Here is a 19,287-nt window from a genome sequence, read left to right as displayed (position 1 = left end):
AAGAAAATCTCCATGCCGGCGGGGCGACGGCGCTGGCCCAAATAAAAAATCCCCCCGGTAAACCAGGGGGATTTAGTATGTACTACTAGCTTGAGACTAAATACTACTCTTGGAGGGTGAAGCGGATGGGCAGGTTGAACTGCACAGATACCTGGCGTCCGTTCTGCTTACCGGGTTTCCATTTCGGCATTTTCTTCACCACGCGGATGGCCTCTTCTTCGAGACCGCCGCCTTTGGCTTGCCCTACAGTTTTCACATCCTTGATGTTACCTTCCGAGTCTACCACGAATGATACGAACACGGTACCCTGGATGCCGTTTTCAGTGGCCAGGTGGGGGTAACGGATGTTGTTGCTGAGGAATTTGTTGAGCGCTTCGTCACCACCGGGGAAGGTCGGAGGTTGCTCCACGAAGGTGAAGATCTCCTCTTTCGGGGGCGGCGGGGGCGCGTCAACCACGCCTGTACCTTTGGAATCATTGATCAGGCCCGGGTCGATACCGTTGGGATCGCCTTCTACGGTTTTGGTAGAAACGGCCTTGTCTTTGATGTCTTCCAGTTTTACCAGTTCTTCCTCAGCTTTCACCTCTTCGTCTTTCTTGATCACCGGAGGGGTGAACTGAACAGACGGCTTCACCGGCGGGGGCGGAGCGGGCGGCGGAGGGGGCGGGGGCGGAGTTTTCGGATCGTCCGGCAACTTCACGTCCTCCAGTTTAATATCCTCGATGACGGGCTTGGTGTTTTTGTCTGTATTGTCTGCTTTCAGGTTCAGGTAGATGAAGTAAGAGCCGACAATCAGCAACGCCATGGCAGCCGTTCCCAGGATAGAGTTCCGAACGCGCTTGTCGTACTTCTTGCGAAGCTCGTAAGCACCGTAGTTCTTGTTCCTGTCTTCGAACAGGATGTCAAGAAAGTCGGACTTGAGAATTTTAGCTGTATCCATTGTTACACGTTTATTGATGGATGCAAAAAATGATTGTTTTCCATACTACTGGATGCCGTTGCTGGCTTCAGTAGTTTTGATCCATTGCTTGTCCTGGTCGCTGATATCCACCGTAGCATAACGCTGGATACGGTTGATGGCCATTTCATCCAATAAATCTACAAAGTTCTTGTACGTAGAGCCATCGTCAGCTTTGATGATGACAACCACGTCTTCAGGCTCTCCCTTGCTGTTCCGGAGGCGGGCCACTTCGTCACGTTTTTTGATGATGACGTCGCGGATGCCGTTGGTGTTGGCGAAGGTGGTTGCTTTGAAGAAATCCGGGTTGCTGGAGGCATTCGGATCCTGTGCCAACCCTTCGTAGTAGTAAACCTGGTCTTTTTTACCCAACAGGATGGTAAGAGCGGTGGATTCTTTCACCTTGTTCTGCTCTTCCTGCTTCTCTGTGTCTTTGGGCATGATCAGGTCCATGGTCTTGGGCTTAGACATGGTCGTGGTAAGCATGAAGAAGGTGATCAGGAGAAACCCGAGATCCACCATCGGAGTCATGTCCACACGGGTAGAAAGTTTTTTCCCCTTCTTGACGCCGTGTTTCTTCTTACCACCACCAGAACTACTGGTATCCATTTCAGCCATGGTAGCAATATTTTTTAGTTACTTAATGTTGTTTACTGACAGGAGGGCCTTTTAATGGGCTTTATCCTGGTTTTGCTCTTCGTACAGCGCAGCCGCGGAGCCTGCCGGTTTGGCCTCAAGGTTGGTCACCAGGTTCAGTTTCTGGATTTTCTTTTCCTTGAAGGTGTCCAGCACCCGTTTGATCACGGGGTAGGGCGTCTCGTTGTCGGCCTTGATGCAATACTTCAGCTTGTTGTTGTTCCCTTGCGCGGCACGGGCATACTCGATCCAGATCGCCAGCTCGTTGTTGGTGGAATCCATGGGGATGCCTTTCTCAACATTACCGTGCTTGCGTTGGTCGGCCGTAAGGTTCAATACCTGTTTCAGGCTTTTGAAATCCGTACCTACGCTGGAGCCGATCATGAAGTTCCGGATATCCTTATCTTCCAGGCCAAGCTTGAAGTTGGTATTCAGATCTTCGATGAGTTGTTTTCTCTTGGGCTGACCGTCCATGCTGAAAAACACTCTTCCGTCCTTGTCCACTGTCAGCAGGATCACGTCCGCGTCCGGCAGCAGCTGGGTATTGATGGAGGAGGGAGTCACCACCGCAACCGGTTCGTCCGGTTTGAATTTGGTGGCGAGCATGAAGAAGGTCAGCAGCAGGAAAGCCACGTCGCACATCGCCGTCATGTCGATGAGGGTGCTTTTCCTTGGCATTTTTACCTTTGGCATCTTACACTCCTTTTGTTTGGTTCACTTAATTAGATTCAGTTCGCGGTAAATTCCACAATAATTTACGAAATTATTTGTGGTTGGCAGCGAAAGACTGTGTCAAAGTAAAGCCAGATTCGTCGATAGCGTAGGTGATGCTGTCGATATTGGTAGTGAAGTAGTTATACATGATGATCGCGATGGCGGAGGTACCGATACCCAGGGCCGTGTTGATGAGGGCCTCAGAAATACCGAGTGCCAGTGCGGAGGAGTCAGGAGCGCCGCTGGAAGACATGGCGGAGAACGCCTTGATCATCCCGAGTACGGTACCGAACAGACCCAGCAGGGTAGCTACGGAAGCGATAGTGGACAGGAACACGAGGTTCTTTTCCATCATCGGCAGTTCCAGCGCGGTAGTTTCTTCGATTTCGTTTTTGATGGTCAGGATCTTCTGATCTGTGTCCAGCTCAGTGTTGTTGATCATTTCCTTGTACTTTTTCAGACCGGCTTTCAGCACGTTGCCTACGGAACCTTTCTGTTTGTCGCACTCAGCCAGTGCAGCGTCCACATTCTTGTTAGCCAGGTGATACTGAACTTTACGAACCAGTTCGGAACCGCTGAATTTGCCCTTTGCTTTAGCCAGGTACAGGAAACGCTCGATTACGAAAGTTACGCAGATCAACAGGGTAGAGATCAGGATGGGAACGATGGCGCCACCTTTGTGCACGGTACCAAACCATTTGCCAATACCAGATTCTACGGGATGGTTGTCAGGATTGCCACCCTGGAAGTTGGCAGGATTACCTAATACGAAAATGTAAAAGATGTAACCGATGGCGATACAGATGGGTACAGCCAGGATCGCAAATAAATTGGACGATTTTTTGGCTTGATGAGAAGTCGTTTTGGCAGCAGCTGCAGTCACAGTTGTTTTAGTCTCAGCCATGTTGATTGAATTTTAGTGTTAAAAATTAAACTGTTTGTTTGTTAGTAATTAAAAAGTTCAGATCGCAATTTCAATATTCACACGGGTAACCCGCTTATAATCAGTGATTCGCAAAGTTATAAGCCTTCCTCAAAAAAACAAGTGTCACCCAAAAAATTTAACCACACTTCACAAAAGCCCCACCATAGGGCATTCCACTCCCCTTCACATTAATTGAGCAAACACTTAGATAGAAAAAATAAATAATGTTATTCTTACTGTCCTCTCCCAACTTAGCTCTACCGACACAGCGGAATCGATTGATTTTTTTTCAAAGTTGGACGCACAATTTAAGAAAATTTCCAAATGATCCAACAGAAATTTTAAATACTTACGATTCGCTTTTCATGGTTCCCCCTGCATTCCCATCGCAGCAACGCTCCCGTTGCAGGGAATGCCTTCGGGCAATTTACTGATTTTTAATTTCCGCTCTTACTGCATTTTTTGTCTTTTATGGATTTTAACGATTTATTATGACTTTCTTACCCTTCTTTTGTCTCCGCTTATTATTTACCACACAAAAACCAATCACCACGCACATGCAACTACAGCGCACCTTTGCCGCTGCCGTAGCCGGCGTATTGTGCACAGCCCTGCTGATGCCGTCCGCCACTCACGCCCAGCGCAGGAAGAAAGATGAAAAAACTCCTGCCGCCGCGTCCCCGGCCAAAGACACGACCGCCCGGCCCACCGGCCCCCAAAGGCCCTCCGGACCGCCCAAACCGCAACCCAAGAAGTTCACCGAAGTCATCAACGCCAACGCAGTAGCTGACTCCGGCCTGTTTAACATCTATAAACAGGAAGACCGCTTCTTCGCCGAAATCCCTGATGCCCTCCTCGGCAGAGACATCCTCGTGGTAAGCCGCCTCTCCAAGTCCGCCGCCGGCCTCCGCGCCCAGATGATGGGCTTCGCCGGCGACCAGATCAATGAATCCGTTATCCGCTTCGAAAAAGGCCCTAACCACCGCATCTTCTTAAAGAGCATCTCCTTCTCGGAACGCTCCAAAGACTCCACACAGCCCATGTTCGTGGCAGTGATGAACTCCAACGTTCAGCCTATCGTTGCTTCGTTCGACGTGAAAGCGTATTCCAAAAGCGGCAAAGGCTCCGTAGTAGATCTCACCGATTACATCAACAGTGACAATGACGTCCTTTTCTTCGACAACAGCGTTAAAAGCGCGCTGAAACTCGGCGCTCCCCAGGGCGACAAGTCCTACATCGACGACGTCCGCGCGTATCCCGAGAACCTCGAGATCAAAACGGTGAAAACCTATACCAAGCAAGGCTCTTCCCCCATGCCGGGCATGCCTCCGATGGGTGGCGGCTTCGCAACCGTGGAGCTGAACAGCTCGCTGGTACTGTTACCTGCCGTGCCCATGGAACCCCGCTACTTCGACCCCCGCGTCGGATACTTCGCCACCGGCCTCACCGACTACGATGCTGATCCGCAAGGCGTGAAAAGACTGTCCATGATCACCCGCTGGCGCCTTGAGCCCAAAGCGGAAGACATGGAAAAATTCCGTCGCGGCGAACTGGTGGAGCCCAAAAAGCCCATCATTTTCTACATCGATCCCGCTACCCCGGAAAAATGGCGTAAATACCTCATCATGGGCGTAAACGACTGGCAGGCCGCCTTCGAGCAGGCCGGCTTTAAAAACGCCATTTATGCCCGTATGGCCCCCACCCGCGCCGAAGACTCCACCTGGAGCCTCGAAGACGCGCGCTACAGCGCCATCGTATACAAGCCGTCAGACGTGCCCAATGCCTCCGGCCCCCACGTACACGATCCCCGCTCCGGAGAGATCCTGGAAAGCCACATCAACTGGTACCACAACGTCATGAGCCTGCTCCGCAACTGGTACATGATCCAGGCCGCGCCCAACGACGAGCGTGCCCGTAAAATGGAATTCGACGACGCGCTGATGGGCGAGCTCATCCGCTTCGTTTCCAGCCACGAAGTGGGCCATACCCTCGGCCTTCGTCACAACTTCGGCTCCAGCTCTACCTACCCCGTGGAAAAGCTCCGCGATAAAAACTGGGTGAAAGAGCACGGCCACGCCGCTTCCATCATGGACTACGCCCGCTTCAACTATGTGGCGCAGCCCGGTGACGGCATCTCCGGCGCCGACCTCTATCCCCGCATCAACTATTACGACAAATGGGCCATCGAATGGGGTTACAAAGCCATTCCCGGCACCAATGCCGATACGGAGAAAGCCACCCTCAACAAATGGGTGATCAACCGCCTGCAGGACAAACGCTACTGGTTCGGTACCGAAATGAACCCCGACGATCCGCGGAGCCAGAACGAAGACCTCGGTGATAACGCCATGAAAGCCAGCGAATACGGCATCAAGAACCTCCAGCGCATCCTGCCTAATCTCATGGCCTGGACCCGCACTGAGAACGAAGGCTATTCCAACCTGGCCACCATGTACCAGGAACTCCTGGGCCAGTTCGGCCGCTACAACGGCCACGTTGCCAAAAACATCGCCGGCATCTACGAAACGCCGAAAACCGTTGAACAATCCGGTGCCGTGTACGAGCCCGTTGCCAAAGCCACCCAGCAGGAAGCCCTGAAATTCCTCCAGGCCCAGCTGTTCACCACGCCGAACTGGCTGCTCGACAAGGAAATCCTGGCCCGCGTAGGCGGCAACGCCCCCACCCTCATCCTCGGCCAGCAGGAGCGCGTGCTCGCCCGTCTGCTCAGCACCAACACCTTTGTGAAACTGCTGAACAACGAAGCCGTGAACCCCGCTGCCTATAAGGCGATCGACTACGCTACCGACCTGAAAAAAGGCATCTTCTCCGAGATCTACACGGGTAAGTCTGTAGACATCTACCGTCGTAACCTCCAGAAATCCTACATCGCGCAGTTGTCCAAACTGGTGAAGGAGCCTGAGGCCTCCCAGAACCCGATGATGGGCCGTAGCCCCAACCCCATGACATCCGACGCGGCCAGCATTGCCCGCGCACAACTGACCGCGCTCCGCGGCGAAGTGCGCACGGCAGCGGCAGGAGCGCCCGACGCCATGACCCGCTTCCATTTGCAGGACCTTGCCGAGCGCATCGGCCAGGCCCTGAACCCGAAGTCCTGATCCGGCACAGATGAAAAATTGATAAGTCGCGGAAGCCGCATCCTTTACCGGGTGCGGCTTTTCGCATAAAAAAAGGACCGCCCATGAGTAGGCGGTCCTGTCATTTTCCCTATACTAATAAAAGTACAGGGTCAAAATTAGGTATGCGGTATGCATTGTATCTGCGCAGTGAATTTTTTACCACCATTTTCCCCTGGCAGGATAATTCCGATTACCGGGGATGTTGTTGACGATATACGCCACAATCAATAGCAAAGCCACGCCGGTGGCCACTGGCGTGAGGACGTACAGGTACCCCAGCGCCCGGATCTTTGCGCTGCCGGCGATGGCCAGCAAGGCCGTGGCGCCTCCGGGCGGATGCACCGTTTTCGTCATTTGCATCACTACGATGGAACAGGCCACGGCCAGCGCGCCGGCCAGCCACTCCCATTCGGGGGAAGAGATCAGCAAACCTATCGTGACGCCGGTGGCGGCGCTGAGCACGTGACCGCCGAAGACGTTGCGCGGCTGGGCCAGCGGACTTTGGGTATGCCCGTAAATCAGGACGGCGGAGGCGCCGAAGGAGCCCAGCACAAAGAGGTTGTCGCGCGCGGGCAGGTAAAAATGATTGATCATCCCGATCAGTCCCACGCCGAGCAGGGCCCCGAGGAAAGACCAGGCCATATCTTTGCTATCGATCAGCGTTTCCCGGTAAATTACGTACTTCGCTATACGGTAAGTCCGTTTCATATGTCTCTTCATCGGGTGCAAAAATACACCTATCAATAAATTTTCTTAATATCGCCCTAAATTGACTGCCACCCCGTGAAAGAACGTCCTAACACCAACAAGATCACGATCTATGACATCGCCCAGGCGTTGGGGCTCAGCGCTTCCACGGTATCGCGCGCGTTGCAGAACAACCCGCTGATCAACGAAGAAACCCGCACCAAAGTGCAGGACGCGGCCACGAACATGGGGTACGTGCCCAACTGGATCGCGTCGAGCCTGCGCAAGAAAAGGTCCAACATCCTGGGGCTCATCGTGCCCCGCACCAGCATGTATTTCCAGAGCACCGCCATCAGCGGCATCCAGCACGAAGCCCACAAGTACGGATTCAGCATCGTGATCGGCCAGTCTGACGAAACGGTAGCCATGGAAAAAGAGCTGGCACACACCTTCTTTTCCTTGCGGGTAGACGGGTTGCTGGCGGCTTCGTCCATGTTCACGACCAATATCGACCACTTCTCCCCGTTCATAAAGAATAATATCCCGCTCGTGTTTTACGACCGCGTACCGCTGGACTTTCCCGGTTACACGATCACGGGCGACGATTTCAAGGGAGGGTTCCTTGCTACGGAGCATCTTATCAAGCAGGGATGCAAAAAGATCGCGCATTTTTCCGGCCAGCTGACCTGCAACCTTTACCAGCAGCGCCTGGCAGGATATAAGGCCGCTTTGGCCAAATATAAGATCCCGTACGACGAATCGCTGCTGTACGTCCACAACCTCACGCTGGACGCGGGCGCCGAAGCGGCACGGCAGATTTTTGCGGGAAAAGAGTTGCCTGACGGGCTTTTCGCGGCCAACGACGCTTCTGCCGTCGCGTTTATACAGGAGGCGCGGAAAGTGGGGATCGACATCCCCGGGAAAATCAAGGTGGTAGGGTATTCCAACGACCTTTCCTCCCGCATTATCAGTCCTTCCCTCACCACTATCGAACAATCGGGTTATAAAATGGGGGAAAAGGCGGTGGAAACGCTCGTCCAGCTCATCAACAAGGAAGAAAAGATCAAGATCGTGAAGAATTACGTCTTCGAAGTGGAACTGATCCCGCGCGAATCGTCTGCCCTGTAACCTAAACCGTATCATATCCGTTTAATAGCCGATCAACCTACAACAACTTTAGTATGAAGAAATTCTACCTGTTTCTGCTGGCTCCCGCCATGGCATTATTCGCCTGTAACAGAAACGTTTACGTCCCCAATCAGATCAATGTTCCCCTGCTGAAGGAAAAGGGCGAGGTGAAAGCCTCCGTTTCACTGTCTGACTGGCAGGCGGCCTATGCCGTGACCGATAATTTCGCCATCATGGCCAACGGTCAATATATTTCCCGCCTGCTCACAGTGGAGGGCGATGGGGTCGACGATGACCCGATCGTAGACCCCAATACCCGTGGCGGATTGATCGAATTGGGCGCGGGTTATACCAAGGCGCTGGGCGTTTCGAAGAAAGCCGTTTTCGAAGTGTATGGCGGTTATGGCTATGGAGGGTTCAGAACATTGGAGGAATCTTACCTGTATAAGCCCGATTCCGTGCGCGGGTACGACGATTACCGGCTTCGCACGAAGTTTCACAAGTTCTTTATCCAGCCGTCGTTCGGATTGTCGCACAAGGTGGTGGAAGTCGCAGTTTCCACACGGTTTTCGCTGGTGAATTTCAACAATGTTTCCAGCGGTTCGCTGACCTGGGACGGCGATCCCAATATGAGAATGGATTTCCAGCGGCTGGACGGCAAGCTGGTCGGTTTCATGGAGCCGGCGGCTACGGTGCGCGTGGGCTTTAAAAACATCAAATGGTTCTGGCAGCTGCGCGCCTCCGTTCCCCTGCGTTCGGACGGTGTGGAAGCGGGCCCGACCCTGAACAATTACTTCCAGCCTTTCTCTTTCAATACCGGCATTTCCGTGAATTTCGGGAACTGGCTGAAGGATTAATGAACTGCCGGTAGTCCGGCTGCATTTTTACAAACGGTCTGCACCAGGAAAGGCATTGAATGCCGCCGGTTGCAGACCGTTTTATTTGTGGAAGCGGTTTGTAACTTTTGATGCGGACTTCCTTTTCGCTGCCGCCGGATGATGCCAGTGTTGCCTAAAAAATGGCTCGCTAACGTGAGCCTTTTTTTATTCTCCCTTTCAGCAGGTGTATAAACCCGGCACTTAAATTGAATAAAATGGCAAACAAAAAATCACTTACCTCTGCATAACGATCGGTTTCGCATCGATCCCCATTATTTGTTAACCCGAATTCACATATCGACCATCTATGATCCGAATAGATTTCGAGGATACCTATGCAGTGACGATTGCGACGAAGAACTGATGAGCGCTACGTTTGTTGCAGAGCTGGTGAATGAAGACATCGCAGTGATGAGAATCTGTTTTGATCAACATGAAACAGGTCTTGCATTTGATGTTTTCAATTTAACGTTTGGCCCGGTCAATAGTAGTGGCGCAATCAATATCCTGGCGAAGATCCGGCATGAACATCTTAACAGGCTGTTCTCGACGATCCTCCTGCAGATTGTACATTTCCTGCAGCGGCACCCGGGTGCTACCGTAGGCATGGACGGATCAACCGAGGGGCGGGCCTACTTGTATCACCGGATATTTCTGACGAACGAATCTTATATCAACAGGTATTGCGAAGCGTTAGGAATGGATTGGTATGTGAGATGGTTAAGATCGGGTGAATTTGCAAGGCATGGAGATGGCTATTATCACATGCGCCCAATCGTCGAAAACATACCATCCGAAAGGAAGGCGACCGATATGTACAGGTATTATCTCGTGCGGTTAAAAGATCATATTCATTCACCTTTTATAAAATAGAAAATGGCAGACATCGAAACCGTAGAAAAAAACTTTGCAGCAGCAAAGGCTGCATTTACGAAATGGCTGGATGAAAATCCGGTTCGACTTGTACCTCGTCGGGGCCCGAATTTTTGCTACATAAAAGTAATGAAGCCCAGGAAAGAGAATCCGGAAGAATTCGTTGAGGCGTATGAAATTCCATTGTATGTCCCGATGGGACAGAAAATCGAAATAGAAAAAGCGGGCCGTTAAACCCGCTTTTCCGAATATTCGAATCCGTTCGATAATTTATTGCAGTTTGATGGCTGCAGCATGCCGGAAACCTTTTTGCTGTGCAGCGGCCGGGATGTTGATCTCCACGGCGCCATTCTGCTCCTTCCAGCTCAACTTACCCTTGTAGCCAAGGAGTTGCATTTTCGCGCCTTTCTTAAGCTTTAAACCGTTAAAACGGATCACGGCGGGGAGCTTTTCACCTTCTTTCAGCAGATAGATCGCATAAATGCCGCCATCGCGCTTTTGGGTGAAGCAGACATTTCCGTCTTTGTAAGGCGCAATGGAGCGGGTGCCGTAAATCGCATCGCCGTTCAGTTGCATCCAGTTGCCGATGCTGTCGAGCTTGCGGTAGGCTTCGTCGTGCCAGGTGCCATCGGGGCCGGGGCCGATATTGAGCAGATAGTTTCCGCCTTTGGCTACGATATCTACCAGGTTATGGATGATCGTGTTGGTGGATTTGTATTGATCGTTGGGTACGTAGCTCCAGGAGCCGCCCATGGTCATACAGGTTTCCCAGGGATAATCGAGGGGTTTGTCGGGAATGGTTTGTTCGGGCGTACGGTAGTTTTCGTACGGGCCGTGAACGCTGCGGTCTACCACAATGAGGCCTGGCTGGTTCTTACGCGCCATGGCAGCGATTCCGGGCATATCGATATCCTGGTCCTGTGCCGGCGTTTTGTTCCACGACAGGGATTCTTTGGTATGCATGCTGAGCGGGCGCACCCAGCCGCCATCGAGCCAAAGGATGTCGACCTTGCCATAGCCTGTCATCAGTTCCTGGATCTGGTTGAACGTGAATTTTTTGAAAGCGTTCCAGCGTTCGGGGTATTTGGACAGTTCGTAGCTCGGGTTACGGTCTTTCGGCGGGAAATAGCGCCACCAGTAGGAATCTACATGCCAGTCAGGCTTGGAGAAGTAAGCTCCGATGTGAATGCCTTCTTTGCGGAAAGCGTTGAAGACTTCTTTGGTGACATCTGCCCGGGGATCCTTGCTGAAAGGCACATTGGGCGCGGTAATCTTATAATCCGACTGCTTGGTATCGAACATATTGAAGCCGTCGTGGTGCTTGGTGGTGAAGACCATGTACTTCATCCCGGCTTTTTTAGCCGCGGCGGCCCATTTTGCGGGGTCGAAATTTACGGGATTGAAAGTATTGGGCAGTGCTTCGTACTTCTTCACGTACTCGTAATAAGGTACGCCGGCGGGTTGCCGTTGGGTCCAGCCTTCGTCTTCAGGACAAAGGCTCCAGGACTCCACGATCCCCCACTGGGAGTAGGTGCCCCAGTGCATCATCAGGCCGAACTTCCAATCCTGCCATGCTTCGAGTTTTTCGAGCACCAGCGGGTCCGTTTCTTTCACGTATGGCTCGTGCTGCGCCTGGGCGGAAATACCCGCCAGCAGGCAGCCGGCCCATATCAAATGCTTCATCTTCATGGTTTTGTTCACTGTTTTTAATTGTTCACTGTTATGGTTTGGTAACGCTTCCAACATGCCAGGCCTGCAATTGCGAACGCACCGCTTCCAGTCCGAGGTTTGTTTCCACCTCCACCGTACGGCTCATGCCCGGCAACAGATCGAAGTAGTTATCCGAAAAATGCGATTGGTCGTCTTTGTCCAGCAGCAGCCAGACGTTTTTCGCCAGCTTTTGCGAGCGGAGGGTCACCCGTTTCTTTCCGCCCGATTCCGTCACTTCCAGTTGTATGCCCGGCTCCGGAAGCTCCAGTTCCCGGGGTGCGACAAAGTAAAACACATTCTCAGAGAGGGTTTGACGTTCATTTACCACTTTGGCATACAATATTACCTTCCGTGGATCGGCGCCCTGCAACAACGCGGCCCGCTCCATCCGCCAGGCGATTTCCGAAGTATTAGCCTTCGCCGTGACCGGCTCGGAAAACGAACGGACCACCTTCCCTTCCATATCCATCAACGTCAATTCCAGTTTCGCTTTTTCGTCTTTCCAAAGATCGTTCACGATATATGCCCTCACTTGCCCCTCTTCGGCCGACAAGCTTACCAGCACTGGTGTGAACGCCTTCTGCGCGAAGTATTGCAATGCCTTCCAGCGACCGAAATAGTCGATACTGCTCCAGGAGGCCCCGGGCCAGGTATCGTTCAGCTGCCAGTAAAGCGTGCCCATGCAGAATGGCATCTTGCGGCGGTGCGCTTCCAGCCCGATTTTCATCCCTTCCGCCTGCAATACCTGGCTCATATAGAGGAATCCGGCGAAATCTTTCGGGCGATGGTAATAATGGTCCATATAAGTCTGGATCGCCGCATTACCGCGGGTAAAAGATTTTTGGTGCGATTGCATCACGAAGGAATGGATATCCCACTGCGTAGAATCCGCGAACCGGCGAACGGTATGCAGGTCGGGGAACGACTGGAAACCGAATTCGCTCATGAACCGGGGAACGTGCGAGGTAAAAGCTTCAAACCATTCCATGCCATGCCAGACGCCCCAGTAGTGGTTATCTCCATGTCGAAAATCTTCCGCGCGCCCCCAGTTGCTAATGGGCGACGAGGGGAAGTAGAACCTCCCGGGATCGTGCGCCTTCACTTCGTCGCGCAGCAGTTCCTGAAAAAGGGTTTCGTATCCTTTCAGCATGGTGGCCCATTGCTGGTCGGAATAAGCGTAACCATCTTTCCAGCCCCAGTTCCTGATCGCCACGGCAACCTCGTTGTTGCCGCACCACAGTGCCAGCGAAGGATGATTCCGCAATCTGCGGATATTGTAGGCCGATTCTTCCTTCACCTGCGCCAGGAACGCGGGATCGGACGGGTAAAGCGTGCAGGCGAACATAAAGTCCTGCCATACCAGTATCCCTTTTTCATCCGCCAGGTCGTAGAAAATATCGTTTTCATAAATGCCGCCGCCCCAGATCCGGACCATGTTGAAATGGCTGATTTCCATATCATGGAACATTTTGCGATAACGTTCATCGGTAACACGCGGCAGGAAGTTGTCGGACGGAATGTAGTTCGCACCCTTCATGAAAACGGGTTTACCATTTACTTTCACGAAAAAGGAGGTACCGTCCTTATCGGGCGCATTCACTACTTCCACCGTTCGCAATCCGATGCGGCGGGTCGTTTGCTGGATGGTATCTTTTCCGTGGAGGATCGAAACGGTTACCGGGTACAGATAGGCCTCCCCCAATCCATTGGGCCACCAGCGTTTCGGTTGACGAATGGAGAACGGAACGGTAACCGTCTGAGTACCGGCCTGCAGGGATGTTTGCAGTTTTTGTGCTGAAAAAGCCTTGTTGCCGCTATGTACTACGGCGGTATAATCCCCTGCTTGCTGAACGTCCAGCGTAATCGTGGCATCGAGGGTAGCAGCGGCATCGGAAAGTTGCTGCTGGCGCACCCAGGCGTCTTTCAGCTGCAATTTGTTCCAGGCACGGAGGAACACAGGCCGCCAGATGCCGCTGGTCACGTACCTCGGGCCCCAGTCCCATCCGTAATGGTAGGGCGCTTTCCGGGCATGAACGCTGAGGGGAATATCGCTGTCATCGTTGCCGGCGGGGTAAACGAGCCGGTCGTTGAGGAACTTCGGCATGTCGTAGGCGATCGGGCTGTGGAACAGGATACGTAAAGCGTTTCCCCGCTCCCGGGCGATGCCTTTTATGGTCACCTGTTTACCCACGAACATGTTCCGGGCTTGCAGGATGAGGGAATCGTTGAGGTAGACGTCTGCGTATGTATCCAGGCCGGTGAAATCCAGCGCGATGGCGTCCTGCGAGATCATGGAAGCCGGAATATCGAAGATGGTGCGGTATTCCCAGTCCTTTTTATCGATCCATTGCAGTCCTTTTTCGTTGGCGCCGGCAAAGGGATCGGGAATGAGCCGGTGGGCAAGCAGGTCGGTGTGGACGGTCCCCGGAACGGTGGCCCGCCGCCAGATGTTTTCGTCCGTCCGGCGGAATTCCCAGCCGGAGCCCAATTCCTGTTGTTGCTGCGCCAGGACCGGCATCGACAAGATCGCCAGTCCCAAAATCCCGATAATTCTCCTCATAACTGTCTGAAAAATGGTTAAATACCGGGTAAAAATAACAGTTTATGAAGAATCGGCGGGCATTTCGGATATTTGGGGCATGAAAAGCATCTGGAACCAGATATTGCAGTATCTCTACATCCGCAAACGCGACAAATCGGAGCCGCTAAACACCAATACGAAATTGATGCACGGCATGAACAGGATCTCCATCCTGATGTTCCTCATTGCGCTGCTGATCCTTTTATATCGGGTGTTCTTTCATAAGTCGCATTAGGGGATTTTTCCGGCAAAAATTATCAGTAATTGGTAGTTTTTAAGTTGCCGACTTTCGGGTCGGTGGGACGGAATGCTTTTCTGCGATGGATGTATAGGGCGTTTTATGAAAATTTGCATTAACCAATAGCGCCATGGTATACTATCGATAATAGGCAGCTAGTCAATTACTGACATTCGGTTTGGTGGGGCGGAAGACTTTTCTGCGATCTATGTAAAAAGCGTTCTTTGATTCATTAATCTAACGGATTTCGCCATCGTATACTATCACTAATAGGCGCCAGTCAATTACTGACATTCGGTTTAGTGGAGCGGAAGACTTTTCTGCGATCGATGTAAAAGCGTTCTTTGATGCATTACACTAACGGTTTTCGCCATCGTTTACAATCACTAATAGGCGCCAGTCAATTACTGACATTCGGTTTGGTGGAGCGGAAGACTTTTCTGCGATGGATACAGAAGGCGTTCTATGATTAATTACACTAACGGTATTCCCTATCGTATACTATCACTAATAGGCGTCGGGTACATAATGCCTTTCTTCGATGGATGTATTGGGCGTTCTATGATAAGTTGCATTTCGAATGAAAATTGATAAAAGTGTTTTCATTGGGAAGTTTGACGACAACCTCCATCAACCACATCCCAAACCCTCACGCAAAACTTCCAACCATGGCCATTTCCATTGTAATCGCATTCAATAAAAATGCGGATGATGTGTCAGCAATTTCATACTGACAATACCGCCATTTTAAAGTACCAACTGCCATTCTGAATGCCCCCTTTCTCTATCCACCGCTAAAAAAAATATGCGACCAGGAGCTCCCGACCGCACATCCCATCTTTTCCACAACAAAGCTCACTTCCCGTGAACCATCTTCACAATTTCGCCCGCAGCTTTCTCCGACGCCGTACCATCGCCCAGAAGGGTCCAAAGGGTAGCGTAGTCGGCTTTCATCTGTTGATGGCGGGCGGTATCCTTCAATATCAACGTCAATTCTTTCAGGAGATTCTCTTCCGTCAGGTCGTGCTGGATCAGTTCTTTCACCACCAGCTTGTCCATGATCAGGTTCACCAGCGAAATATACTTCACCTTGATCAGCCGCTTGGCGAAGAAATACGAAACCGGGCTCCCTTTATAACAAACCACCTCCGGCACACCAAAGAGCGCCGTTTCGAGGGTGGCCGTTCCGCTCGTCACCAGCGCAGCCGTAGATTGCAACAGCAATGGATACGTCTGGTTCTTCACCGTGGAAACGTTCGGATAAGCATCCGTAAACTGACGAAGGAACGAATCGTCCAGACTGGGAGCCTGTGCCACGATGAACTGGTATTCCGGAAAATACTTTGCTACGGAAAGCATCACGGGCAACTTCTTCAACACTTCCTGCTTACGGCTGCCGGGCAGCAGCGCGATGATCGGTTTGTCGGAAAACGGCGGCAACGGCGGTGCCTGCTGCGCCGCCTTCACAGCTTCGATCAGCGGATGCCCCACATACGTCACCTCGAAATTCCACTTCTTATAAAAATCCTGCTCAAACGGCAGGATCACCAGCATTTTGTCCACCACCTCACGAATCTTCTTCACCCGCCCTTCCTTCCAGGCCCAGACCTGCGGACTGATATAGTAAACCGTCCGGATGCCCTGTTGTTTCGCCCATTCGGCGATGCGCAGGTTAAACCCGGGATAATCGATCAGGATGAGCACATCGGGCTGCCAGGCGGCGATGTCCTGTTTACAGTAATCGAGGTTTTTAAGAATGGTGCGCAGGTTCATGATCACTTCGGCAAAACCCATGAATGCCAGGTCGCGGTAATGCTTCACCACGGTGGCACCGGCTTTCTGCATGAGATCGCCGCCCCAGCAGCGGATATCGGCCGAGGGGTCCTGTTTTTTGAGTTGAAGGATCAGGTTGCTTCCGTGCAGGTCGCCGGAGGCCTCTCCTGCAATGATGTAATACTTCATGCCCCGTTCTTAGATGATTTTAAGCAGCAAGATAACGATTGCATATAACAATGTGATCAGGAATATCCCGCGGGCCGTGAGGTCGCGGCGTTTGCGGGTGTACAGGTAAAACACGATCCCGTTCGCCAGCAGGCAAATGCTGATGATTTTTGGGATGAGGAACCGGTTGTCGCCTAACATCTTGATGAATTCCCCCAGCCCCTGGCCTTTCGGGTAAAAAACACCTAAATAATATAGCAGGAAGGCGATAATGGGAGTCAGGAGCCCCAGCAAAATGCCCAGCGATAGTTTGTCTTGTTTCAACATGGTCATAGGATTATCGGAAATGCCATTCGGCTTCCAGTTGTTGTTTCAGGCGGTAGTTGGTAAGGTCGAACTGCACCGGCACGAGCGAAGTATAGTTGTTCTCGAGCGCCCAAACGTCCGTATCGTCGCCACTGTCCTGGTTCTTGAACGCGCCGGTAAGCCAGTAGTATTTTTTGCCGTGAGGGTCTCTCCGCTCGTCGAACTCCTCCTGCCACTTGGCGTTTGCCTGCCGGCAGATACGGATACCTTTATATTCTTTCTCCGGAACGGCCGGAATATTCACGTTAAACAGGGTGTGCGCCGGCAGCGGGGTTTCCAGCATTTTGCGCGTCACTTCATGCGCCACCTTCCGGGGAATGGACATATCCGCATCATAAGCATAGTCCAGGAACGAAAACCCTACCGACGGAATTCCCTCGATAGCCGCTTCCATGGCTGCCGACATGGTGCCGGAATAAATAATGTTGATGGAATGGTTCGCACCGTGGTTGATGCCGCTCACGCAAACATCGGGCGCACGGTCCAGGATCTTGTCGCGGGCGAGCTTTACACAATCGACCGGCGTACCGGAACATTGCCAGGCCTCAATACCCTCGAAGATATCCACTGAATTCAGCCGGAGGGGAAACCCCAGCGTAATGGCGTGGCCTTTGCCGGACTGCGGACTGTCGGGCGCTACCACCACCACCTGCCCCAGGGGCCGTACGGCTTCGATCAGGTTGCGGATGCCCGGGGCGGTTATCCCGTCGTCGTTCGTCACCAGTATCAATTTTTCCTGCTTCACCTTTTTACTTTTATCAACAAATGTACATGCACCGGCCCACAATTCCTGCGGCCGTTCGGAATATTAACGATGAGATCAAAGATCGGATCGCTTGATTCTCCGGTAAGCGAGGAAGCCGAACAACAGAATATACCCGATAGCGATCAGCTGCAGCGTCGATTGCTCGAACGGCTGAATCCCCTGAGAGGCCAGCTGGTTCACGAGTTTTGTTTCCCCGGGGATCATCCTGTCGGTACATTCCAGCGGAAAAAGCGCACCCAGATGGGCCCTCACTTTAAAATCCACTAGCCGGCTGATGAAAAACTCGAATACATAGGCATACATCACGTAAATAGCGATCGCCACACCGGCACGGCGCATGAACACACCGAGGAACATCGCCAACGCCAGATAATCCATCGACTGTACAAATATCAGCCAGATCATTCCCATCCCATCGCCCGGGCTTCCATTGCCAGACCGCAATCCGAAAAATACGGCGCATGCGGTGATCACGAGCGTCATAAACAACGCCATGGTGATCATCACACCGAATTTGGCCAGGATATACTGGTCTCTGCTCCACCCGTCGATGATATTCTGGCGGCTGGTCCGGAAGTTATTTTCGTTCGTCAGGAAGATGATGAGCAGGATGCCCATGATCGGGTACATCATACTCCCGATCCAGGCGGTTGTTTCCCAGGCTTTCGGGAAGCTGAACGCGCCGAGGAAAGTGGCCATCTGGCTGTTGTTTTTCAGGATCAGCTCGTACGACCATAAAATCAATGGCACGATCACGAGGAACAGTCCGGACAGGAGCCAGAATGTGCGATAGGCTTTAACTTTCAGCCATTCTATTTTCAAAAGTTCGGTCATGGCGGGGGATTAATTGGTCAGTTCAATGAAACGCGCTTCCAGGCTCTTTTTGCGCAATGCGAGATAGTTGAGGGCGACGCCTTGCTCAAAGCAATAACGGTTCACCTGCTCTGCAGTTTGCCCGTTATCGAAAACGGCCTGGAAACCGCCGTTATGCCGGCGCAGGGAGCGCAGGCCGGGCATGGCGTTCAACACCTGTTCCAGTTTGTTGCCATCGGCCGAATTCACCTCGATCATATCTTCACTCGCCAGTACTTCGTCTACATGCCCGGAAGTGAGGAGCGTCCCCATTTTCAGGATCGCCACGTGGGTGCAGACTTTCTCCACTTCATCGAGGAGGTGGCTGGCCATGATGACGGTAGTGCCCTGGCGCCCCAGCTCCCGGATCAGCTCACGGATCTCGGCGATACCGGCAGGGTCGAGGCCGTTGGTGGGCTCGTCCAGCAGCAGGACTTCCGGGTTGCCCAGCAATGCACTGGCAATGGCGAGGCGCTGTTTCATCCCCAGCGAAAACGTACTGAACTTCGAATCTTTCCTGGCCCAGAGACCACAGATCTTCAGCACGCGCTCGATGTCGTCGTGCCCGCGCTGCTTAATGGCTGCGGCGATCTCCAGGTTACGGACCGCGGAATAATAATGGTAGAAATTGGGTGTTTCCAGCAGCGTGCCGATGCGGCGGCGAAGGGAATGATGCGGCGGCTGGCCGAACCAGGCATAAGTGCCCGAATCAGCCTTCAGCACGTCCATCACGATCCCCAGCAACGTCGTTTTACCGCTGCCGTTAGGGCCCAGTACTCCGAAAACGCTGCCCGCGGGCACGTCGAAAGAAACGCCTTTCAACGCCTGGACAGGGCCATAGCGCTTGGAGAGCTGGTGCAGGGATAGCATGTGTGTGTTTTCCAAGTTGACAGATTT

At 52.5% G+C, this 19,287-nt stretch carries 18 protein-coding genes; 6 read left to right on the top strand and 12 right to left on the bottom strand.

All coding sequences use genetic code 11. The features are described 5' to 3' along the window. Positions 1-103 precede the first annotated feature (103 nt). From ACQKLP_RS04410 to ACQKLP_RS04395, 4 genes are all read right to left on the bottom strand, one after another. On the bottom strand, positions 104-940 hold the full coding sequence (locus ACQKLP_RS04410) for a TonB family protein (RefSeq protein ID WP_341842838.1): 837 nt from the start codon (positions 938-940) through the stop codon (positions 104-106). Between the two features lie 45 nt (positions 941-985). After that, a complete protein-coding gene (locus tag ACQKLP_RS04405) occupies positions 986-1,567 on the bottom strand; it encodes an ExbD/TolR family protein (RefSeq protein ID WP_427324356.1) in 582 nt (193 codons plus the stop codon). Positions 1,568-1,627: 60 nt separating this feature from the next. Further along, positions 1,628-2,272: an ExbD/TolR family protein gene (locus ACQKLP_RS04400; protein ID WP_427320413.1), complete on the bottom strand. Its 645-nt coding sequence runs from the start codon at positions 2,270-2,272 to the stop codon at positions 1,628-1,630. 85 nt (positions 2,273-2,357) lie between these two features. Then, on the bottom strand, positions 2,358-3,212 hold the full coding sequence (locus ACQKLP_RS04395; RefSeq protein WP_427320411.1) for a MotA/TolQ/ExbB proton channel family protein: 855 nt from the start codon (positions 3,210-3,212) through the stop codon (positions 2,358-2,360). 578 nt (positions 3,213-3,790) lie between these two features. On the opposite strand from ACQKLP_RS04395, the gene ACQKLP_RS04390 reads away from it, so the two are divergent. Continuing rightward, positions 3,791-6,349, top strand: coding sequence for a zinc-dependent metalloprotease (locus tag ACQKLP_RS04390; protein WP_427320409.1), 2,559 nt, complete (start codon positions 3,791-3,793; stop codon positions 6,347-6,349). A gap of 177 nt (positions 6,350-6,526) precedes the next feature. Here ACQKLP_RS04390 and ACQKLP_RS04385 read toward each other — a convergent pair whose 3' ends face one another. Then, on the bottom strand, positions 6,527-7,090 hold the full coding sequence (locus ACQKLP_RS04385) for an HPP family protein (RefSeq protein ID WP_427320407.1): 564 nt from the start codon (positions 7,088-7,090) through the stop codon (positions 6,527-6,529). A 63-nt stretch (positions 7,091-7,153) separates the two neighbouring features. Between ACQKLP_RS04385 and ACQKLP_RS04380 the strand changes: the two genes are divergently transcribed. The 4 genes from ACQKLP_RS04380 to ACQKLP_RS04365 all read left to right on the top strand — a co-directional run bounded on the left by ACQKLP_RS04380 (position 7,154) and on the right by ACQKLP_RS04365 (position 10,170). After that, positions 7,154-8,185: a LacI family DNA-binding transcriptional regulator gene (locus ACQKLP_RS04380; RefSeq protein WP_427320405.1), complete on the top strand. Its 1,032-nt coding sequence runs from the start codon at positions 7,154-7,156 to the stop codon at positions 8,183-8,185. 53 nt (positions 8,186-8,238) lie between these two features. Beyond that, on the top strand, positions 8,239-9,042 hold the full coding sequence (locus ACQKLP_RS04375) for a hypothetical protein (RefSeq protein WP_427320403.1): 804 nt from the start codon (positions 8,239-8,241) through the stop codon (positions 9,040-9,042). 384 nt (positions 9,043-9,426) lie between these two features. Further along, positions 9,427-9,936: a DUF6934 family protein gene (locus tag ACQKLP_RS04370; RefSeq protein WP_427320401.1), complete on the top strand. Its 510-nt coding sequence runs from the start codon at positions 9,427-9,429 to the stop codon at positions 9,934-9,936. A gap of 3 nt (positions 9,937-9,939) precedes the next feature. Next, entirely contained in the window at positions 9,940-10,170 is a 231-nt protein-coding gene (locus ACQKLP_RS04365) for a hypothetical protein (protein ID WP_427320399.1), read from the top strand. A 36-nt stretch (positions 10,171-10,206) separates the two neighbouring features. On the opposite strand, the gene ACQKLP_RS04360 is transcribed toward ACQKLP_RS04365, so the two are convergent. Further along, the gene (locus tag ACQKLP_RS04360; protein ID WP_427320397.1) at positions 10,207-11,619 is read right to left on the bottom strand and encodes an alpha-L-fucosidase; all 1,413 of its coding nucleotides are present in this window, start codon (positions 11,617-11,619) and stop codon (positions 10,207-10,209) included. Between the two features lie 37 nt (positions 11,620-11,656). After that, the gene (locus ACQKLP_RS04355) at positions 11,657-14,206 is read right to left on the bottom strand and encodes a beta-mannosidase (protein ID WP_427320395.1); all 2,550 of its coding nucleotides are present in this window, start codon (positions 14,204-14,206) and stop codon (positions 11,657-11,659) included. A gap of 79 nt (positions 14,207-14,285) precedes the next feature. Here ACQKLP_RS04355 and ACQKLP_RS04350 point away from each other — a divergent pair, with 79 nt between their 5' ends. Beyond that, positions 14,286-14,462 carry a DUF6728 family protein gene (locus ACQKLP_RS04350; RefSeq protein ID WP_427320393.1) on the top strand — a complete coding sequence of 59 codons (177 nt, stop codon included), beginning with the start codon at positions 14,286-14,288 and terminating at the stop codon, positions 14,460-14,462. A gap of 858 nt (positions 14,463-15,320) precedes the next feature. Here the strand turns inward: ACQKLP_RS04350 and lpxB are convergent. The 5 genes from lpxB to ACQKLP_RS04325 all read right to left on the bottom strand — a co-directional run bounded on the left by lpxB (position 15,321) and on the right by ACQKLP_RS04325 (position 19,275). Further along, on the bottom strand, positions 15,321-16,427 hold the full coding sequence (lpxB, locus tag ACQKLP_RS04345) for a lipid-A-disaccharide synthase (protein WP_427320391.1): 1,107 nt from the start codon (positions 16,425-16,427) through the stop codon (positions 15,321-15,323). Positions 16,428-16,436: 9 nt separating this feature from the next. Beyond that, positions 16,437-16,733, bottom strand: a complete 297-nt coding sequence (locus tag ACQKLP_RS04340; RefSeq protein WP_341842827.1) for a hypothetical protein — start codon at positions 16,731-16,733, stop codon at positions 16,437-16,439. A gap of 10 nt (positions 16,734-16,743) precedes the next feature. Then, positions 16,744-17,517 (bottom strand): 5'/3'-nucleotidase SurE, encoded by a 774-nt coding sequence (gene surE, locus ACQKLP_RS04335; protein WP_427320389.1) that lies wholly within the window; start codon positions 17,515-17,517, stop codon positions 16,744-16,746. Between the two features lie 75 nt (positions 17,518-17,592). Beyond that, positions 17,593-18,372 (bottom strand): ABC transporter permease, encoded by a 780-nt coding sequence (locus ACQKLP_RS04330; RefSeq protein ID WP_427320387.1) that lies wholly within the window; start codon positions 18,370-18,372, stop codon positions 17,593-17,595. A gap of 9 nt (positions 18,373-18,381) precedes the next feature. Further along, the gene (locus tag ACQKLP_RS04325; protein ID WP_341842824.1) at positions 18,382-19,275 is read right to left on the bottom strand and encodes an ABC transporter ATP-binding protein; all 894 of its coding nucleotides are present in this window, start codon (positions 19,273-19,275) and stop codon (positions 18,382-18,384) included. Between the last annotated feature and the right edge of the window lie 12 nt (positions 19,276-19,287).

The sequence above is a fragment of the Chitinophaga sp. NPDC101104 genome (genome assembly GCF_050277495.1).
Classification (GTDB): Bacteria; Bacteroidota; Bacteroidia; order Chitinophagales; family Chitinophagaceae; genus Chitinophaga.
This window is presented reverse-complemented; position numbering and strand designations above follow the sequence as displayed.